The sequence below is a fragment of the Rhodococcus quanlei genome, assembly GCF_055231015.1.
The window spans coordinates 271,093-288,012 of record NZ_JBUYWD010000011.1; the positions used below are offsets into that span (position 1 = coordinate 271,093).

Consider the following 16,920-nt stretch of genomic DNA (forward strand, 5'->3'; position numbering starts at 1 on the left):
ACAGCTTCGCACAACCGACCGAGCTGCACATGAACGAGGCGACCGAACCCGGTTCCGGACTAACCTCTGAGCATGGACAGCGACGAAGCGGGCGGAATAGGCAGGGTGTTCGACGAGGCGAGAGTGGAATTCGACCGGCTCACCGCAACCATCTGGTCTCCTGCCGCGCATGCCTTGACCCATCAGCTGCATGTCGCGCCGGGCGAGAAGATACTCGACGTCTGCTGCGGATCGGGTGCCTCGGCGCTACCCGCCGCGGCAGCGGTGGGCCCGTCCGGCCGGGTTCACGCGATCGATCTGTCCGACGAACTACTCGAACGCGGTCGTCTCGTGGCCTCCGACCGCGGGCTGCAAAACATCGATTTCGTGAAGGCCGACGCCACCACCTGGGAGGCACCATCGGATGTGCACGAGAGCGGATACGACGTACTCGCCTGCTCGTACGGGGTCTTTCTCCTCCCCCACATGGACGAGGACTTCGGGCGCCTCGTCAGCTTGGTCCGGCCCGGCGGACGCGTCGGCGTCACCGTGTGGCGCAGGGGTGCATTGGACGAGTTTCGTGATGCGTTCATGACGGCCGTGGCCGATGTCCATAACCCGACACACGCCGACGCGGATACGGACGCGAGCGCAAGCCGCGACGCGCGGGCGGCGATCGACACCCCGGACGGCTTGCGCGAGTGGCTGATCACCGCCGGAACGGGCGCGGTGCAGGTACACGAGCTGTCCAACCTCGTACCCGCCACACCCGAGTTCGCCTGGAATCTCGTCCTCGGAGGGGCGCTACGGTCGGTCCTGACCGGCCTCGACAGTGCGCAGGTCGATGCAATCCGCGTCCGATTTCTGGATCTTCTGGCGGAACGCGCGGTCCATACGATCGACGCCGGTACCCTCGTCGCCACCGCAGTGGTGCGGGGATTCGGCACCCCAAGCCCCTCCTGAAACGCCCCCGATCACGACCTCGCACATCGTCGAGCCGCTCCCGCCGGAGGCTTCTCACCGGTGTCGTCGGTGTCATGGGCGGCGCCACTGTCGTCAACGGACTCTCACCGTCCTTCCCCGAGCGGACCATCTGGACGCCGACCTCGGCGTTGCTGGCGACGTCGGCTTGGCGTGCTCGATCAGGTGAGTAGTGGACCGTACGGGCGCCGAGACTCCGGGTACTGAGAGAATGCGTGCATGACCGCTTCTGCCACCGACGATCACCGATTCGTCATCTCCCTGGGCTGCCGCGACCAAACCGGTATCGTCGCCCGCATCTCCGCCTTCCTCACCGAGGTGGGCGGCTGGATCGTCGAGGCGGCCTATCACGCGGACGCGGACAGCGGCTGGTTCTTCACCAGGCAGGCCGTACGTGCATCCTCCGTGAGCATGAGCGTCGACGAACTGCGCGCGAGATTTGCAGGCGTTGCGGCCGAGCTCGGCCCGGACACCGAATGGTCGCTGCACGACACGCGTGAACCGAAGCGAGTGGTTCTCCTGGTCAGCAAAGAGGGGCACTGCCTGCACGACCTGCTCGGGCGCGCAGCCGGTGGCGAGCTCCCCGCCGAGATCGCGGCCGTCATCGGCAATCATCCCGACCTCGAGGACGTCACCCGGCGGCACGGCATCGACTTCCACCACGTGCCGTTCTCGAAAGACCCCGCACAACGCGGTCCGTCGTTCGATCGAGTGCGCGAACTCGTCGACGCCCACGATCCGCACGCGGTCGTTCTCGCCCGTTTCATGCAGGTGCTCCCTGCACAGTTGTGCGAGCACTGGGCAGGCCGGGCGATCAATATTCACCACAGCTTCCTGCCGTCGTTCGTCGGCGCTCGTCCATACCACCAAGCATTCACCCGCGGCGTGAAACTGATCGGCGCCACATGCCACTACGTGACCGCAGAACTCGACGCGGGTCCGATCATCGAGCAGGACGTGATCCGTGTCGACCATGCCGATGCGGTGACCGACATGGTTCGACAGGGACGCGACATCGAGAAGCTGGTCCTCTCCCGTGGGCTCCGCTGGCACCTCGAGGACCGCATTCTCGTGCACGGGCGGAAAACCGTCGTGTTCAGCTGATCCAGGCTCGGATCCAGAGCCGCGAACCGCTCGGTGTTACAGAGAAGCCAGTCTCGTGATCTCCACGTTCACCGAGTCCGGATCTTCGATGGTGCTCATGTGACCCACGCTCGGCAGCACGATCAACCGCTGAAGGTTGTCGGCGTCGTCGAGGGTGCGCGCGAGTTTGCGGGAGTGACTCTGCGGTGTCAGCTTGTCCACCGAGCCCACCAAAACTGTTGTGGGGACGGTCAGTTTTGCCAACCCGTCCTGAACATCCAAGGTGCTGAGCGCGATTCCCCATCCGCCGCGGGTACGGGGAGGACATTCGCGAAGAATCTTCTCGCAGAAGGCGACCTCAGCCGCTGTGGAGTTCGGTGACATCGTGGCATATTGGATGGCACGAGTGGTGATCGGCGTTGCGTGGATGGGGACGGCGGCACCGATCAGCGCGCGCCCGACCGGCACGGGGATCCGCGGAAAACGACGCGGCAACGGGATCACCGTGGCCTCGGGGATCAGGCGGTCCGTAGCCGTACTTGCGAGCATGACGGCCTTCGCGAACCGCTCCACGTGGTCGGGATACGCCTGCGCCCAGGCCATGATGCTCATCCCGCCCATACTGTGCCCCACCACCACGGCCTTCTCACCGTCGTGCACCGTGGCGCGAAGGACTGCGTCCAGGTCGCTACCCAGCAACTCGGTCTTCATCGACTCGGTTCCCACGGTGCTGCGACCATGCCCCCGGAGGTCGTACGCGATGACACGATACTTGTCGGCCAGGGCGTTGATCTGCGGATACCAGTATTCGATCGAGCACGACCAGCCGTGGACGAGAACGATCGGCTCGCCGTCCTCGCGGCCGTACGTACGGACGTGCAGGACGGTCCCGTCATCGGTGACGACCTCGCTCGTCGTGAGCGGTGCAGTGGGTTCGGCGAGCAATGCGTTCGGCGCGAGATCCGTGGACAGTGTCACCGCCTGCCGGTTCCGACGGCTGAGCGCGAACCCGGCCGCCCCCGCCACTGCTCCAACTCCCAGCGCCGCATACACCGCACGGCGCTTGGACGTCTTCGAACTACCGAACATCGAAACCTCTTCTTCCCATGACACTCAGCTGGCCTGAGAGTCTGATGAGCCGCTGGCCAATTGAGCTGCGGCCTTCTCGAGTGCTTTCGCGATCTCCACTTCCATGGCCTCGGCGAACAGTGTGTTCACAGCATCGTGCGCCAGAGGGCGAATCTTGTTCACGAGAGCGGCCGCCTCCGACACGGTGCTCTCGTCGATGTCCAGCTCCTCACCCTCGCCCGCCAGGTAGTGGTCTGCCACCACGGACACGAACCGAGCCGCTACGTCCGACAGGCCCCGCCGCACGGCAGCGGTCTGTTCGAGGAGATCGGCCAATGGAATGTGAGCGTCGGCCAGGACCTTCGCAGCCTCCATCAACTTGGGGTTGGGGACCGTGAACTCGTCGCCGTCCCGCACGATCATCCCGAGTTCCTCACTGCGGGCGATGTTGTCGTCGGTCGTCTGATCGCCGAACTTGTCACGCAAGTCGTTCAGCGTGAGTCGTGCCCTGCGCCGATGCGCTCTCCAACGGTCACTGGGATCCTCGGTGTCGAGGATGTCGCGCACATCGAGCCCGTAGTGGGCGGCGGTGAGCAGTTCGCTGATGGTGGCGAACGTGTAACCACGATCCAGCATCCGTCCGATGAGATCGAGACGCGACAGATGCGCTTCGTCGTACCAGCCGGTGCGCCCCACCTTGCGTGGTGGCGGCAAGAGTCCCCGGTCCTGATAGACACGAACGTTGCGAACACTCACACCAGATGCTCGTGCGAGATCGTCGATTCGGTACTCGGCCATCAGAGGATGTGCGCCCGTCGCATCAACCGGGTCGACGGACCGCCCACGAGGCCGACCTCGTCCAGGAATGCCACCGTCCTGGCGCAGCCCTCACGAATCTTGTCGTGGTAGTGCTGGTTGGATTTCGCGGCCGCCACCGCCGCATCCACGTCGAGCCCTGCCGCAGCGTAGACCTGCTTGTTGACCAGACTGGTCACGATGAAATAGGCGGTGACTCCGAGCACCAAACGCACGCGCGCCTTGGTGAACCACGACGCGTTGCGCACTCGCCGCACCGTTTCCTCGCGGGCGAACCTGATGTGCCGGGCTTCTTCGACCACGTGAATCTTGCTGACCGTACGGGTGAGCGGCTGGATCCGGTGGTCTCGCATGAAATCACGCTGCATCATGTCGAGAATCTCTTCGGCGAAGAGGGTGCCACCGTACGCGAGCGAGCCGGTAGCGGTTGCCTTGAAGACTCGTGACGCCTCCCGTATCCACCTTTTCGGCCGGTACGAGGGAATGCCGAATCGTTGCGCGGAGCGGGCGAACATCGTGGAGTGTCGGCATTCGTCGGCAATCTCGGTGAGCGCGAACTGGACGTGGGGCGTCGAAGGGTCGTGCGAGTAGATGTCGCGCAGCAGCATCTGCATGAGGATCATCTCGAACCAGATTCCGGTGCCCGCAATGCTCGCGGCCTCGTGTTTGGTGAGTGTGACGCGTTGCTCGTGCGTCATCGACTCCCACATCGCGGTGCCGTACAGACTGCTCCATTCGGGAGTCATGCCGTACATCTCGTTCGGGATGGGCGCTGCCCAGTCGATCTCGACGAGCGGGTCGTAGGACTTGCGAGCCGACGAGGCAAGCAACCGCGTCGCGGTTTCCTGACGATCGCCGACTCGGGCCAGGCGCGAATCGTGAGCTGTGGACATGGCGAGCAACCTCCTCGGTCCGACTCACCATCACAATAGCATTGTCACAATGTCCATTGTCATCATTTTCGCACCGAAACTCCCATCGATCGTTCCGGTCGAGTACTACCAGCGAGGACCGCGCTGAATGTCGTCCACCCGAGGGCGCACGTCGACCAGATACACGCACACCGCGATGATCGCCGCGATCCCGAGCAGGTGCAGCCCGGTGAAGAACAGGAGCACCAGAAACGCAACACCGAGGATGGACAACCAGATCGGCTTGCTCAGCTTGTCGACGGCGGTGAAGGCGTCCTTGCGCTGACGGAACGCATGAAAGAGCGCATACGCCGCGCCACCCAGGGCCACTACCTGGATGATGAACAGAATGGTTTGAACGATCCCGTCGACATGAATCACAACTGCCATCCTACGAGAACGACGACGGCGGCCCCACACTCGATGTGCGGGACCGCCGTCGTGATTCGCGAAAGGTGTTCGCTGACGAATCAAGCCTTCTTGGCCGGAGCCTTCTTCGCGGGAGCCTTCTTGGCCGGAGCCTTCTTGGCCGGAGCCTTGGCGGGGGCCTTCTTCGCAGCCGTGCTGCGAGCGTTGCTCACCGAGGCGGCGGCACTCTTGGAAGCAGCGTCGGCATTCTCACCGGCCGTGGTGACGGCCTTTGCTGCGTCGTCGCCGGCCTCGGAGACGCTTTCGCCGACCTCGTCAGCGGTGTCCTGAATCCGGCCCGCTGCGCGACCTGCGAACTTCGCTGCCTGCTCGCCGACGGAACGCGTCTGACGTGCAACGGTGCCGAGTGCGTCCTCGGTCAGCTCGACGGCGTCACCGAAAGCAGACTCCGCGCGGCCGATGCCCTCTTCCACGGCAGGCTGCTTGCGGATGCGTTCGACGGCACCTTCGCCGCGCTCGGCCAGCGAGGCGTAGAGGTCGGAAGCAACCTTCAGGTATGCCTCGGCAACCTTGCGCAGCTCCTCGGGCGTGAACTTCTCACGCAACTCGGCAAGCTCCTCGGGCAGCTCGGACGGCAGACCGGAGAGACGGTCACGCAGACCCTCGACGCCCTCGAAAACCTCACTCTGGAGGCTCTCGAAACGCTCACGAGCCTCGTCGACGCGCTCGTTGACGTCACCCTGGGTGGACTCGGCGCGCTCACGTGCCTGCGCCACGATGTCGGCGACGGCCTGAACGACGGCGTCGCCTGCGCCGACTGCAGCATAAAGAGAGGTACGGACGTTGTCGATGGTCTTCTGGTCAGTCATCGGTGTTCTCCTGTTCGATCTGAATGTCTGAGGTCGAGGTGTCGACCGCACCGCCTTGTGCGCGTGACACATCTTCTGGTTCATCTGTTCGGGCCGGATCGTTCTCACGACAGAACGATTCGTAGATCTCGAGCAGCACCTGCTTCTGCCGCTCGGTGACAGCGGTGTCCGCAAGCAGTGCGTCGCGGACAGGTCCGTGCGCGCGCTCCTCGAGATAACCCGCCTGGACGTACAAGACCTCCGAGGACACCCGGAGACCCTTGGCGATCTGCGCGAGCACTTCCGCGGAAGGCTTACGCAACCCACGTTCGATCTGACTGAGGTACGGATTGCTGACACCGGCCAGCGCGGCAAGTTGCCGCATCGACACCTGCGCCGCCTCACGCTGGGCGCGAATGAATCCGCCGATGTCCTGAGCTGCCGATCCGACAACTCGCGCAGCGAGATCGCCGGCACCGTTTCGATCGTCAGTCACATCAGCCTTCCGAGTGTGTGGGATGACACAAGAATAACCAAGGGTGCTAACAATTGCAAGCACCCTTGCTAGCACCCGGCGAACAGTGCGCGAACGTCAGCCGAACAGCAGGTCCGACACGGTGTAGATGAAGAGCCCGGCAAGCGAACCCACGACCGTGCCGTTGATGCGAATGAACTGCAGATCCCGCCCCACCTGAAGTTCGATCTTGCGGCTGGCCTCTTCCGCGTCCCAGCGCTCGACCGTGTCGGAGATGAGCCCGGTGACCTCGTCCGCGTAATGCACCACCACGTATTCGGCCCCGGCGAGCACCCATCGGTCGACCTTCGCCCGCATCTCTGCGTCGTCGCGCAAGCGCTCGCCGATGCGCATGGCGTTCTCCGCAACCTTGGTACGCAACGTGCTGTCAGGATCGTCGACGGATTCGAGGATGAGTCGTTTCGCGACCTTCCACGTGGCGGCGGCGAGCCCGGTCACCTCCTCGCGCCCCATGATCTCGGCCTTGATCTTTTCGGCCTTTGCCATTGTCTCGGGATCGTTCTGGAGGTCCTCGGCGAACTCGACCAGGAACCGGTTGGCTGCCTCGCGCACCTCGTGGTGCGGATTGGAGCGGACCTTCCAGGTGAACTCGACGAGTTCACGATGAATCTTCTCGCCGAGCATCGCATCGACGAACTTGGGCGACCACGTGGGCGAATCGCGACTGATCACACGATCGATCGTGTCCTGACTCCCCAACGCCCACTGGTGCGCGCGCTCAGCCAACAGGTCGAGGATCGGTAGCTGTCGATTGTCACGCAGCAACTCCTCCAGGACGTGGCCGATCGGTGGTCCCCACTGGGGTTCCGCGAGCCGCCGCACCAGCGTGCCGTCGATGATCTGCTGCACGTCCTCGTCACGTAGCACCTCCACGATCCCCCGCAGGATCGTCGACGTTTCCGCCGCCACCCGTGCCGCGTTGTTCGGATGCGCCATCCAGGTGCCGACCCGCAACGGAATCTGTGCCGACTGCACCTTTTCCGAAACGACCTCGGGTGCCAGAAAGTTGTCGCTGACAAAGCTGCCGAGGCTCGCGCCCAACTGGTCTTTCTTCCGCTTGATGATGGCGGTGTGCGGAATCGGCAGTCCCAGCGGATGCCGAAACAGCGCGGTGACCGCGAACCAATCTGCGAGCGCACCGACCATCCCTGCCTCGGACGCGGCACGCACATAGCCGACCCATTCACCCGCACCGCGGGACTCCTGCCAACGGCACAGCAGATAGACGACCGTCGCGAACACGAGAAAACCCGTTGCCACGGTCTTCATCTTGCGAAGGTCGCGACGCTTCACGTCGTCGTCGAATGCAGAGAGAGTCAATTGAGACACGCTCACCATTCTGCCGAACGAACCGATGACCCCGCCGTGACTGTGACATGACACCGTCATCGACTTTGCGCATTAGGGTGAAACGAGATCAAGGTTGAACGTAGGCGGGCACCCCGCACTGCCGACAGACAACAGAAGGACCGTGGGACTACAGGTGACCGAGTCGATGACGAAGCCCGAGAAATCGGACAAAGCGGAAAAGCCCGACGGCCGCAAGCGGCGATGGCGTGAGCACAAGATCGCGCGGCGCGAAGAACTGGTCGACGGCACCATTTCCGCCATCCGGCTACGCGGACGTGACATCGGCATGGACGAGATCGCCTCCGAGATCGGTGTCTCCAAAACCGTTCTGTATCGCTACTTCGCCGACAAGAGTGACCTCACCAACGCGACCATGGTGCGCTACGTCGAGACCATTCTCGCCCCACGGATCTACGCAGCGATCGGCGGCGATCTCGACGAGTACGAGCTCGCCGAGGCCACCATCCGCGCGTATGTCGAAACCGTGTCCGCGGATCCCGAGCTCTACCTGTATGTGATGGCAAACGGCTCGGGGGCCGGTCAGGACGTGGTCGCCGACTCCGAACGGATGATCGCCGAACTCCTGTCGACCGTCCTCGGGGAACGCCTGCGCCGGATGGACATGGACTCCGGCGGATCGGTGCCGTGGGCGTACGGCATCGTCGGCAGCGTTCAGCTGGCCACACACTGGTGGATATCCAACCGTTCGATGACATCCGACGACCTGATCAGCTACCTCACGATGATGATCTGGGGTGGCATCTCGGGTATCGCGTCGGTGAAGGCCTCTCCTGTCCGGTTCCATTCCCTCCCACATCCCCTCACCCCGGACGACCCGGACACCGAGAATCCCGGCTGACGTCATGGACGAGCACCCGGAACAGCTCTGGACCGCACCTGCCCGGGAGCTCCTGCGTGCCGATCCCGACTCACCCATCGCCGACCTCGACCGAAACGGCACCCCCGGTTTCGTCGGCAAGAAGGCCGACGGCAAGAGACAACTCGGCGAGCGCGGTGCGGCCCTCGCCGAACTCCAGGAGCTTTTGTACGCCAACGGACGATCAGGCGACACCCGGTCGGTTCTGCTTGTTCTGCAAGGAATGGACACCTCCGGCAAAGGCGGAATGGTGCGCCACGTCATCGGTCACGTCGACCCGCAAGGAGTCGATCACACGGCGTTCGGAGTTCCCACCGCGAACGAGAAGCGCCACCACTTCTTGTGGCGGATCGAAAAGGCACTCCCCCGCGCCGGGCAACTCGGCGTCTTCGACCGCTCGCATTACGAAGACGTACTGGTTGCCCGAGTCGACGACCTGGTTCCCAAGAAGGTTTGGGAGGGTCGCTACACCGAGATCAACACGTTCGAAAAAGAGCTGGTGAACCGCGGCACCACCATCGTCAAGGTCGCGATGTTCGTATCGCTCGACGAGCAGAAGCGGCGGTTGCAGAAGCGACTGAACCGCCCGGACAAGTACTGGAAGTACAGCCCCGGTGACGTGACCGCGAGGAAGCGGTGGCCCGAATACCGGAGCGCGTACCAGGCCATGCTCGACCGCACCAACACCGATTACGCACCGTGGTATGTCGTGCCGTCCGATCGAAAGTGGTACAGCAGAATCGCGGTGACCGAACTGCTGATCGACGCCTTCGAGCGACTCGACCTCGACTGGCCTCCTGCCGACTTCGACATCGAGAAAGAAAAGCGGCGCCTTGCCGCATCCTGACACCGTGATGTAAGCAGCAGGTGGTTCGTCAGAAAAGGTGCGGAGTTTCTCGATGAACCTTGTGATCGTGGTAGGCCACGCCGCCGACGGTGGCCATCGCGGTCGCCGCAGCAACCACACCGACCGATCCCGCGATCACGGCCCAACCGCCGTAGCCGGACCCTGCCGCAACGAGGAACAGTCCCAGGGAGACCACCGCGACCAGAATCAATCCGTACCCCATCCATGAAATGAAGAGATTGAGCTTCATCGCCACTCACCTCACCTTTCAGCAATGCGACCTCCGCGGAGCGTCGGGGATGTGATCTCCGCGGGACTCCACGGATACAGCCTCCATGGAGCTTTGACACGACGCTACGCCCGCCTTCACAGCGCGACAAGGTCGACGGAAACCGGCACCGGGGCACGGCGGCCAGAAGGCGCTCACGAGGTCGACCGGTTTACAAACCGGATGCGAGGGAATCCCCACCGCATGACGACGCCGAGACACAAGCCGAGATCGAGCACGTGCGGAGTCGACGCGCCGCGAAGCGCTTCCCCTGGCACCGTCAAACCACTCACCATCTCGATGGTGTCCGAACATGCGAATCCGCTGACCCGAGAGGGCGAGTGCGGATTCGACGAACAGAGCCGCCACGTCGCGGAACTGTCGGCCGCACTCGCTCGAGCGGGTAACAACGTCACGGTCTACACGAGACGAGACCGGGAAGACGCACCCGAACGCCTGGTGTCCGCAGACGGCTACACCGTCGTCAATGTTCCCGTCGGACCGCCGTCGTACCTTCCCGCCGACGAAACCCTACCTCTCATGGGCGGTTTCGGAAGTTTTCTCGAGGCCGAATGGGAAGTGGCGCGCCCCGATATCGTGCACGCCCATTTCTGGATGTCCGGCATCGCGACGCAGTTGGCGGCCAAGATTCTCGCCGTGCCCACCGTGCAGACGTTTCATGCTCTGGGCGTTATGGAACACCGCTTCAACGTCGGTACGACCGCGGGTTCAGCCAACCGAATTCACCTCGAACAGTTGATCGCACGCGGTGCCACCCGCGTCGTTGCAACGAGTACGGAGGAAGTGTTCGAGCTGGCCCACCAGGGGTTGCCACGTTCGCGTACTTCCGTCGTACCGTGCGGGGTAGACGTCTCCCGGTTCACACCCGAAGGTCCTGCCGAGCAACGGACCATGGCACATAGGCTCGTCATGGTCGGGAGCCTCACCCCCAACGAGGGCTACGAGACCGCGATCGATGCACTGGTACACCTGCCGCACACCGAACTCGTGATCGGCGGCGGACCGCCGGCCGCGGACGTCGCAGCACACGCTCAGGCTCGCCGGTTGTATGCGCGTGCGGACGAACTCGGGGTCCGAGACCGACTGCACATCATCGGGAAGGTATCGCCGGAGAAGCTGCCCGCACTGTTGCGATCTGCAGACGCCGTGGTCAGTCTCCCCTGGTACGAACCGATCGGCCTCATCCCGCTCGAGGCAATGGCGTGCGGCACACCGGTGGTCGCCGCCGCGACGGGTGGCATGCGTGACACCGTCGTCGACGGGATCACCGGGTATCTGGTGTCCTCCCGCAACCCCGTGCGCCTTGCCGACACCATCCGCCAACTGTTCGACGACGAGGTGCGCAGAGCGGGTTTCGGCGTCGCGGGCGCCGACAGAGCCCGAGCCAGATACTCGTGGGACCGCGTCGCCGTGGACACGCTGAGCGCCTACAGTTGGTGCGTCGCCGCACCCCCACGCACCGCACGCGCCGGAATGCCCTGAACACGCGCCGGAATGCCCTGAATCGGATCGGCCTGGACCACGGTGGATCTGTTCGAGAGGACCTGCCGACGCCACGGCTCCCTTTTCGGCGCGAGGGTTCTCAGGCGGTTCGGATGTTCCACGAACCGAGCGCGCCCTGCACGGACGGATAGCAGGGGAACACCTCGTCCAGCCCGGCCGCACGCAGCAAACGTATTACAGGCCGACCACAGATCATGGCCCACGCGTCACCCAGAGCGACCTTCTCACTGTTCACCGCGTGCAGGATCGGCAAACCCGCAGTTCCGAAAAACTCGACCCGCGACATGTCGATGATCATGCAACTGGCCGGCGCTCCGGATCGGCGCACCCACGCGCCGAACTCGGGTGCACTGAAGAGGTCGATCTCGCCACCCACTTCGAGAACGACCACGCGCGAATTGATCTGCTGCGCGCCGAATGTGGCATTGGCGTATTTCGCCTTCGAACATTCGGGTAACCCCGGGACAACAGTCATAGCCCAACCCATCTCGAGACTCGATCAACGGCTTCGACGGCTGCGATCGCTCCTCCCGAGCAATGCCGTGCACATTCTTGGCCGTCGCACAGTTTCCCCGACCGGTCGTGTGATCAACCTCGCCGTCGAGGCTACGCTTTTGTGACCTGCGCCACAAGCAAATGTCTTGTTTCGATGCAGGTCAGAGTCAATTCAGTACCAACGAATGTCGCGCCGATAGGTTTGGCATCGCCCCAAGAGGGGGTAACCGGATTCCGTGCTTGTCATTTTGCCCACGACTGGCACGCGGGATCGCTACCCTGATTCCCGGTATGCCCACCTGAGCACCACGCCGACCGAGCCGGAGCACTCATGGCAAACGTCAAGACAATCGAACCCGACCAGGACTACGCCCACCCCGTTGTCGAGCTTCGCATTCGCGCGACACCAGATCAGCTGTCGGTGCTTCGCGCACTTGCCGCGGCCGTCGCCATCCACGAGGACTTCGATCTCGATTCCATCGCCGACGTCAAGCTGGCAATGGACGAAGCGTGCACATATCTCATAGTTCGTGCGACACCCGAGGCCGTTCTGATGTGTCGGCTTCAATACTTGAACAACTCTCTCCACGTCGCAGTGTCGACCACCACATCCCCGAGCGACGACAGTCGAGGCAGCTCCTTCGGTTGGCACGTGCTCAATGCCCTGACAGATTCCATCGATATGACACGAGAACCCCGCGTCGACGGCGGGTTCGTCACCACCATCGAGTTCGTGAGAGCGAACGGCTCCACTTCGTGACATCCGCAGGGGGTGACGGTGCTCGAACTCGGTGGCCGGACGAGTATCGAGATGTCAAGGCGATGTTCGAAGAACTGGCCACCTTCGATCCGAACGATCCGTGTCGCGGCAGGAAGCGCGACGCAATCGTCACCCGCTGTCTCCCCCTCGCAGAACACATCGCTCGCCGATTCGACGGACGAGGAGAGGTCCACGACGACCTCGTCCAGGTCGCCCGGCTGGGGTTGGTCAATGCCGTCGACCGGTTCGACATCACGCGCGGATCCGACTTCGTGTCGTTTGCGGTTCCCACCATCATGGGCGAGGTCCGCCGTTACTTTCGAGATGCCAGTTGGGCGGTCCGCGTACCCCGGAGAATGAAAGAGCTTCATCTCGCGCTCGGTCACACCGTGGCCGAATTGTCGCAGAGCCTCGGTCGGGCTCCCACCGTGAGCGAACTCGCCACAGCCCTCGAGGTTTCCCCGGAAGACGTCGCACAGGGGCTTCTCGCCGGCAACGCGTACCAGACCGTTTCGGTCGACAACACCGCCCCGGACCGGCCGGGCGAGCTGTCCATGCTGGACACACTCGGCGACTACGACGCCGCCATCGAAGACGTCGACAATCACGAGACGTTGAAGCCGCTACTCGATTCGCTCCCCCCGCGCGAGCGGACGGTTCTACTGCTCCGATTCTTCGGAAACATGACGCAGACGCAGATCGCGCAGCAGGTCGGCATCTCACAGATGCACGTGTCACGACTTCTTGCGAAGACCCTGACCCTGCTGCGCGACCAACTCGACAAACCCTGATCCCGGGTTGCGGGGGGATGTACCCCGTCCGGCTACGCCTCCTTCGCCGCGCGCCTGCGAAGACGCCGTGCGGCCGCCACCAGATTTCGCAGCGACGGCTCGAGCTGCCAGTAGTGACGGGTTTTCAGACCACCGTCCGGGTTCGCCCACAGCCTCTCCAACGGAACGGACTTGGCAGCCTCGGTCAACAACCCATCCAGCTCGTCGATGTCCGGAATCCGGGCAGAACGACTTTCGTACACGCCCGGGCCGACACCGTGCGTCAGTGTCCGCTCCTTGATCGCGTCGAGCACCCAATCGATCGATCGCGTGGCGACGATCGCCGTGACGTCGGCGTCGAGTCGCTCGATCGCGTCCACGACGGACGAGCGCCCGGAGTAGTTGAGGTGTGTGTGAATCTGCGTCTCGGGCTTCGCACCACCGGTTGCCAGACGGAAGGCGTCGACCGCCCATCCGAGATAGGCCTCACGGCCGTCCTCACGCAGAGGCAGCAACTCACGGATGGACGGCTCGTCCACCTGAATGATCGCGATTCCAGCTGCCTCGAGATCCGCGATCTCGTCACGAACCACCAGCGCCAACTGCTCTGCGGTCTCGTACAGCGGCTGATCCTGCCGGACGAACGAACGCGCGATCATCGTGACCGGACCGGTCAACATCGCCTTCACCGGCTTGTCCGTCAGCGACTGCGCATACGTGATCCACTCGACCGTCATCGGCTTCGGCCGAACGACGTCACCATAGAGGATCGGCGGGCGAGTGCAGCGCGAACCGTAGGCCTGCACCCAACCGTTGTGTGTGAACGCGTAGCCCTCGAGCAGTTCCGCGAAGTACTGGATCATGTCGTTGCGCTCGTGCTCACCGTGCACGAGGACGTCGAGCCCGATGTCTTCCTGCAACCGGATCGTCGACTCGATCTCGGCCTGGATCCGCTTGTAGTAGTCCTCCCACTCCATGCGGCCCTGCCCGAGCTCGTACCGGGCCTGGCGAATCGCGTCGGTCTGCGGGAACGAACCCAGCGTCGTCGCGGGAACGGGGGGCAGGTTCAGCCGAGCCTGCTGAGCGACCCGCCGCTCCTCGTAAGGGGCGCGTTCGCGATCGGACGGCTGCACCGCGTTGACCCGCGCGCGCACGGCGTGCTTGAGCTTGAAATGCACCGAAGTCGGCTTCTTGCGCCACTTCTCGGACGGGCCCTCGGTGAGCGCCTTCGCGAGGGAAACCACCTCGCCGACCTTCTGCTTCGCGAACGCCAGACGGTCCGCCACGTCGCCGGGAATGTCGTACTCGGACAGCACGTCGTACGGCACGTGCAGCAGGGACGTGGACGTCGAGACCACCAGGTCCGGCACCACGTCCTTGAGCGCGTTCAGGTATGTGAGGGTCACGTACCGGTCGACGCGCCACACGTTGCGGCCGTTGACGACGCCGGCGTAGAGGCGCTTGCGCTTGATACCGGGGATCTTCGCCAGATCGTCCGGGCTGACCTTGCCGCTGACCAGGTCCAAGCCGAGTGCCTCGACCTTCGTGGCAGCAAGGATCGGCAGTGCGTCACCGAGCCACCCGTACGGGCCGGTCACCAGTAGGCGGGGGCGCATCGGGGCGTGAGAGAGCGTCTCGTAAGCGCGCCTGAGCGCGTCGAGCTCCTCGGGGCTGCGGTCCTCGGTGAAGGACGGCTCGTCGAGCTGAACACACGTGGCGCCGGCCTGCGCGAGTTGCTCGAACAGCCGCTCGTACTCGGGGATCAAACGGTCGAGCAGATCGAGCGTCGAGAAGCCCTCGTGCTGGGATGTCGGCCCGATCTTCGACAGCAAGAGCAACGACACCGGTCCGAGCACCACCGGTCGCAGCTCGATCCCACGAGCCTTGGCCCGCTCGAATTCGTCGAGCACCGTCTCGGACCTGAGCGAGAACGTGGTGTTCTCGTCCAGTTCGGGCTGCCGGTAGTGGTAGTTGGTGCCGAAGAACCGAACCAGCTCGAGCGGCGGGAAATCGGGGCGCCCACGCGCCAATGTGAAGTAGAAGTCGAGCTCGTCCAGTTCATCCTCGAGCGGCTTGAACCGTTCGGGGACGGCGCCGAACAGCAAGGCGTTGTCCAGGACGTGGTCGTAGAAGGAGAAAGTGTTGCCGGGCACCTGGGTGAGGCCCGTGGCGGCGAGTTCGCTCCACGTCTCTTCCTGCAGGTCTTTCGCAACTTCGAGGAGGGACTCCTTGTCGGAGGTGCCATGCCAGTAGGCCTCGAGCGCACGCTTGAGCTCTCGGTGGGGTCCGATTCGCGGATACCCCAGGACGCTGGAGCCGTATGTTGCCGAGTTGGACATCCGGTCTACCTTTCTGCGCTCACACTCAATTTCCCAAAACCGCCGGTACTACCCAGAACCACCTGTGCGCCTCCCACTTCCGCCGGCATGAACTACCGGGGCCGCGAAAGGCGCACAGGGCGATCTATCAACCTAGCTTGCCTTCTTGGTGGCGCGACCGTTCTCTCCGTACTCGTAGAAGCCGGCACCCGACTTCTTACCGGTCAATCCTGCCTCGACCATACGAAGAAGCAGCGGCGGGGCGGAGTACAGGGGTTCCTTGAACTCGTCGTACATCGAGTCCGCAATGGACTTGACGGTGTCGAGTCCGACGAGGTCGGTCAGCGCCAGCGGACCCATCGGGTGCGCGAGGCCCAGCACGGTGGCCTTGTCGATGTCTTCTTTCGTCGCGAAGCCCGACTCGACCATGCGAATGGCCGAGAGCAGGTACGGCACGAGGAGAGCGTTGACGACGAACCCGGAACGGTCGGCGGAGCGGACCACCTGCTTGCCGAGGACGTCGCCGGCGAACTTCTCGGCGCGCTCGTTGACGGTGGCACTGGTCTTGAGTGTGGTGACGAGCTCGACGAGCGGCAGGACCGGCACCGGGTTGAAAAAGTGCATGCCGATGACGCGTTCGGGCCGCTTGGTGGCGATACCGAGCTTCATGATCGGGATCGACGACGTGTTGGAAGCCAGCACGGCGTCGGGATCGGTGACGATCTGGTCGAGCTCGGTGAAGATCTCGCTCTTGATCTTCTCGTCCTCGACGACCGCCTCGACAACGAACTGCCGGTCGGCGAAATCGCCGAGGTCGGAGGTGAAACGCAGGCGCCAGGCCGCCTGCTCACGCTCACGCTCGGTGATCTTGCCACTGCTCACACCACGATCGAGAGAACGGAGGATGCGCGAGCGTCCGGCTGCGGCGAGCTCACGGGTCTGCTCGAACACCAGGACGTCGACATGTGCGCGGGCGCACACTTCGGCGATTCCGGCACCCATGATCCCGGCGCCGATCACGCCGACGCGCTGAATCTTTTCACTGCTCACGTCAGCTGCCTTTCGTTGAGTGGGGGGTCATCGACCCGCGGGAGTGGCCCTGGTAGGACCACTCCCGCGAG

The 16,920-nt window shown here is 63.8% G+C and carries 18 protein-coding genes; 7 read left to right on the forward strand and 11 right to left on the reverse strand.

Annotated features, from left to right (window positions below):
- Positions 1-72 precede the first annotated feature (72 nt).
- Positions 73-942 carry a class I SAM-dependent methyltransferase gene (locus ACZI8Q_RS10240; protein WP_463373401.1) on the forward strand — a complete coding sequence of 290 codons (870 nt, stop codon included), beginning with the start codon at positions 73-75 and terminating at the stop codon, positions 940-942.
- A gap of 237 nt (positions 943-1,179) precedes the next feature.
- Entirely contained in the window at positions 1,180-2,064 is an 885-nt protein-coding gene (gene purU, locus ACZI8Q_RS10245; protein WP_463373402.1) for a formyltetrahydrofolate deformylase, read from the forward strand.
- A gap of 36 nt (positions 2,065-2,100) precedes the next feature.
- Here the strand turns inward: purU and ACZI8Q_RS10250 are convergent, their stop codons facing one another.
- The 7 genes from ACZI8Q_RS10250 to ACZI8Q_RS10280 all read right to left on the reverse strand — a co-directional run bounded on the left by ACZI8Q_RS10250 (position 2,101) and on the right by ACZI8Q_RS10280 (position 7,919).
- Entirely contained in the window at positions 2,101-3,132 is a 1,032-nt protein-coding gene (locus ACZI8Q_RS10250; RefSeq protein WP_463373403.1) for an alpha/beta fold hydrolase, read from the reverse strand.
- A 24-nt stretch (positions 3,133-3,156) separates the two neighbouring features.
- A complete protein-coding gene (locus ACZI8Q_RS10255) occupies positions 3,157-3,909 on the reverse strand; it encodes a MerR family transcriptional regulator (protein WP_463373404.1) in 753 nt (250 codons plus the stop codon).
- Entirely contained in the window at positions 3,909-4,820 is a 912-nt protein-coding gene (locus ACZI8Q_RS10260) for an AurF N-oxygenase family protein (RefSeq protein WP_463373405.1), read from the reverse strand. Before ACZI8Q_RS10260 ends, ACZI8Q_RS10255 begins: the two co-directional genes overlap by 1 nt.
- Positions 4,821-4,925: 105 nt before the next feature.
- Positions 4,926-5,219: a DUF2516 family protein gene (locus ACZI8Q_RS10265; protein WP_463373406.1), complete on the reverse strand. Its 294-nt coding sequence runs from the start codon at positions 5,217-5,219 to the stop codon at positions 4,926-4,928.
- 89 nt (positions 5,220-5,308) lie between these two features.
- Entirely contained in the window at positions 5,309-6,076 is a 768-nt protein-coding gene (locus tag ACZI8Q_RS10270) for a heparin-binding hemagglutinin (RefSeq protein ID WP_463373407.1), read from the reverse strand.
- The gene (locus tag ACZI8Q_RS10275; protein ID WP_463373408.1) at positions 6,069-6,551 is read right to left on the reverse strand and encodes a helix-turn-helix domain-containing protein; all 483 of its coding nucleotides are present in this window, start codon (positions 6,549-6,551) and stop codon (positions 6,069-6,071) included. Before ACZI8Q_RS10275 ends, ACZI8Q_RS10270 begins: the two co-directional genes overlap by 8 nt.
- Before the next feature lie 96 nt (positions 6,552-6,647).
- A complete protein-coding gene (locus ACZI8Q_RS10280) occupies positions 6,648-7,919 on the reverse strand; it encodes a DUF445 domain-containing protein (protein WP_463373409.1) in 1,272 nt (423 codons plus the stop codon).
- A gap of 166 nt (positions 7,920-8,085) precedes the next feature.
- Between ACZI8Q_RS10280 and ACZI8Q_RS10285 the strand changes: the two genes are divergently transcribed.
- Positions 8,086-8,799, forward strand: coding sequence for a TetR/AcrR family transcriptional regulator (locus ACZI8Q_RS10285; RefSeq protein WP_463373410.1), 714 nt, complete (start codon positions 8,086-8,088; stop codon positions 8,797-8,799).
- 4 nt (positions 8,800-8,803) lie between these two features.
- Positions 8,804-9,664: a polyphosphate kinase 2 family protein gene (locus tag ACZI8Q_RS10290; RefSeq protein ID WP_463373411.1), complete on the forward strand. Its 861-nt coding sequence runs from the start codon at positions 8,804-8,806 to the stop codon at positions 9,662-9,664.
- Positions 9,665-9,692: 28 nt separating this feature from the next.
- Here ACZI8Q_RS10290 and ACZI8Q_RS10295 read toward each other — a convergent pair whose 3' ends face one another.
- Positions 9,693-9,914, reverse strand: coding sequence for a hypothetical protein (locus ACZI8Q_RS10295; RefSeq protein WP_463373412.1), 222 nt, complete (start codon positions 9,912-9,914; stop codon positions 9,693-9,695).
- 318 nt (positions 9,915-10,232) lie between these two features.
- Between ACZI8Q_RS10295 and ACZI8Q_RS10300 the strand changes: the two genes are divergently transcribed.
- The gene (locus tag ACZI8Q_RS10300) at positions 10,233-11,435 is read left to right on the forward strand and encodes a glycosyltransferase (RefSeq protein WP_463373509.1); all 1,203 of its coding nucleotides are present in this window, start codon (positions 10,233-10,235) and stop codon (positions 11,433-11,435) included.
- 100 nt (positions 11,436-11,535) lie between these two features.
- Here ACZI8Q_RS10300 and ACZI8Q_RS10305 read toward each other — a convergent pair whose 3' ends face one another.
- Positions 11,536-11,931 (reverse strand): STAS domain-containing protein, encoded by a 396-nt coding sequence (locus ACZI8Q_RS10305; RefSeq protein WP_463373413.1) that lies wholly within the window; start codon positions 11,929-11,931, stop codon positions 11,536-11,538.
- Positions 11,932-12,282: 351 nt separating this feature from the next.
- Here ACZI8Q_RS10305 and ACZI8Q_RS10310 point away from each other — a divergent pair, with 351 nt between their 5' ends.
- A complete protein-coding gene (locus ACZI8Q_RS10310) occupies positions 12,283-12,711 on the forward strand; it encodes an ATP-binding protein (protein ID WP_463373414.1) in 429 nt (142 codons plus the stop codon).
- On the forward strand, positions 12,708-13,502 hold the full coding sequence (locus ACZI8Q_RS10315) for a SigB/SigF/SigG family RNA polymerase sigma factor (RefSeq protein WP_463373415.1): 795 nt from the start codon (positions 12,708-12,710) through the stop codon (positions 13,500-13,502). The genes ACZI8Q_RS10310 and ACZI8Q_RS10315 overlap by 4 nt, the downstream gene beginning before the upstream one ends.
- 32 nt (positions 13,503-13,534) lie before the next feature.
- Here ACZI8Q_RS10315 and metE read toward each other — a convergent pair whose 3' ends face one another.
- A complete protein-coding gene (gene metE, locus ACZI8Q_RS10320) occupies positions 13,535-15,820 on the reverse strand; it encodes a 5-methyltetrahydropteroyltriglutamate--homocysteine S-methyltransferase (RefSeq protein WP_463373416.1) in 2,286 nt (761 codons plus the stop codon).
- A gap of 132 nt (positions 15,821-15,952) precedes the next feature.
- Complete coding sequence (locus ACZI8Q_RS10325; protein WP_463373417.1) at positions 15,953-16,849, reverse strand: 3-hydroxybutyryl-CoA dehydrogenase; 897 nt, start codon at positions 16,847-16,849, stop codon at positions 15,953-15,955.
- Positions 16,850-16,920: the final 71 nt, after the last annotated feature.

Bases quoted from the DNA above. Each gene is read 5' to 3' on its own strand.
- ACZI8Q_RS10290 (WP_463373411.1), top strand. From the start codon at position 8,804: ATGGACGAGCACCCGGAACAGCTCTGGACCGCACCTGCCCGGGAGCTC.
- ACZI8Q_RS10295 (WP_463373412.1), bottom strand. From the start codon at position 9,914: ATGAAGCTCAATCTCTTCATTTCATGGATGGGGTACGGATTGATTCTG.
- ACZI8Q_RS10310 (WP_463373414.1), top strand. From the start codon at position 12,283: ATGGCAAACGTCAAGACAATCGAACCCGACCAGGACTACGCCCACCCC.
- ACZI8Q_RS10260 (WP_463373405.1), bottom strand. From the start codon at position 4,820: ATGTCCACAGCTCACGATTCGCGCCTGGCCCGAGTCGGCGATCGTCAG.
- ACZI8Q_RS10250 (WP_463373403.1), bottom strand. From the start codon at position 3,132: ATGTTCGGTAGTTCGAAGACGTCCAAGCGCCGTGCGGTGTATGCGGCG.
- purU (WP_463373402.1), top strand. From the start codon at position 1,180: ATGACCGCTTCTGCCACCGACGATCACCGATTCGTCATCTCCCTGGGC.
- ACZI8Q_RS10255 (WP_463373404.1), bottom strand. From the start codon at position 3,909: ATGGCCGAGTACCGAATCGACGATCTCGCACGAGCATCTGGTGTGAGT.
- metE (WP_463373416.1), bottom strand. From the start codon at position 15,820: ATGTCCAACTCGGCAACATACGGCTCCAGCGTCCTGGGGTATCCGCGA.
- ACZI8Q_RS10240 (WP_463373401.1), top strand. From the start codon at position 73: ATGGACAGCGACGAAGCGGGCGGAATAGGCAGGGTGTTCGACGAGGCG.
- ACZI8Q_RS10300 (WP_463373509.1), top strand. From the start codon at position 10,233: ATGGTGTCCGAACATGCGAATCCGCTGACCCGAGAGGGCGAGTGCGGA.
- ACZI8Q_RS10285 (WP_463373410.1), top strand. From the start codon at position 8,086: ATGACGAAGCCCGAGAAATCGGACAAAGCGGAAAAGCCCGACGGCCGC.
- ACZI8Q_RS10305 (WP_463373413.1), bottom strand. From the start codon at position 11,931: ATGACTGTTGTCCCGGGGTTACCCGAATGTTCGAAGGCGAAATACGCC.
- ACZI8Q_RS10270 (WP_463373407.1), bottom strand. From the start codon at position 6,076: ATGACTGACCAGAAGACCATCGACAACGTCCGTACCTCTCTTTATGCT.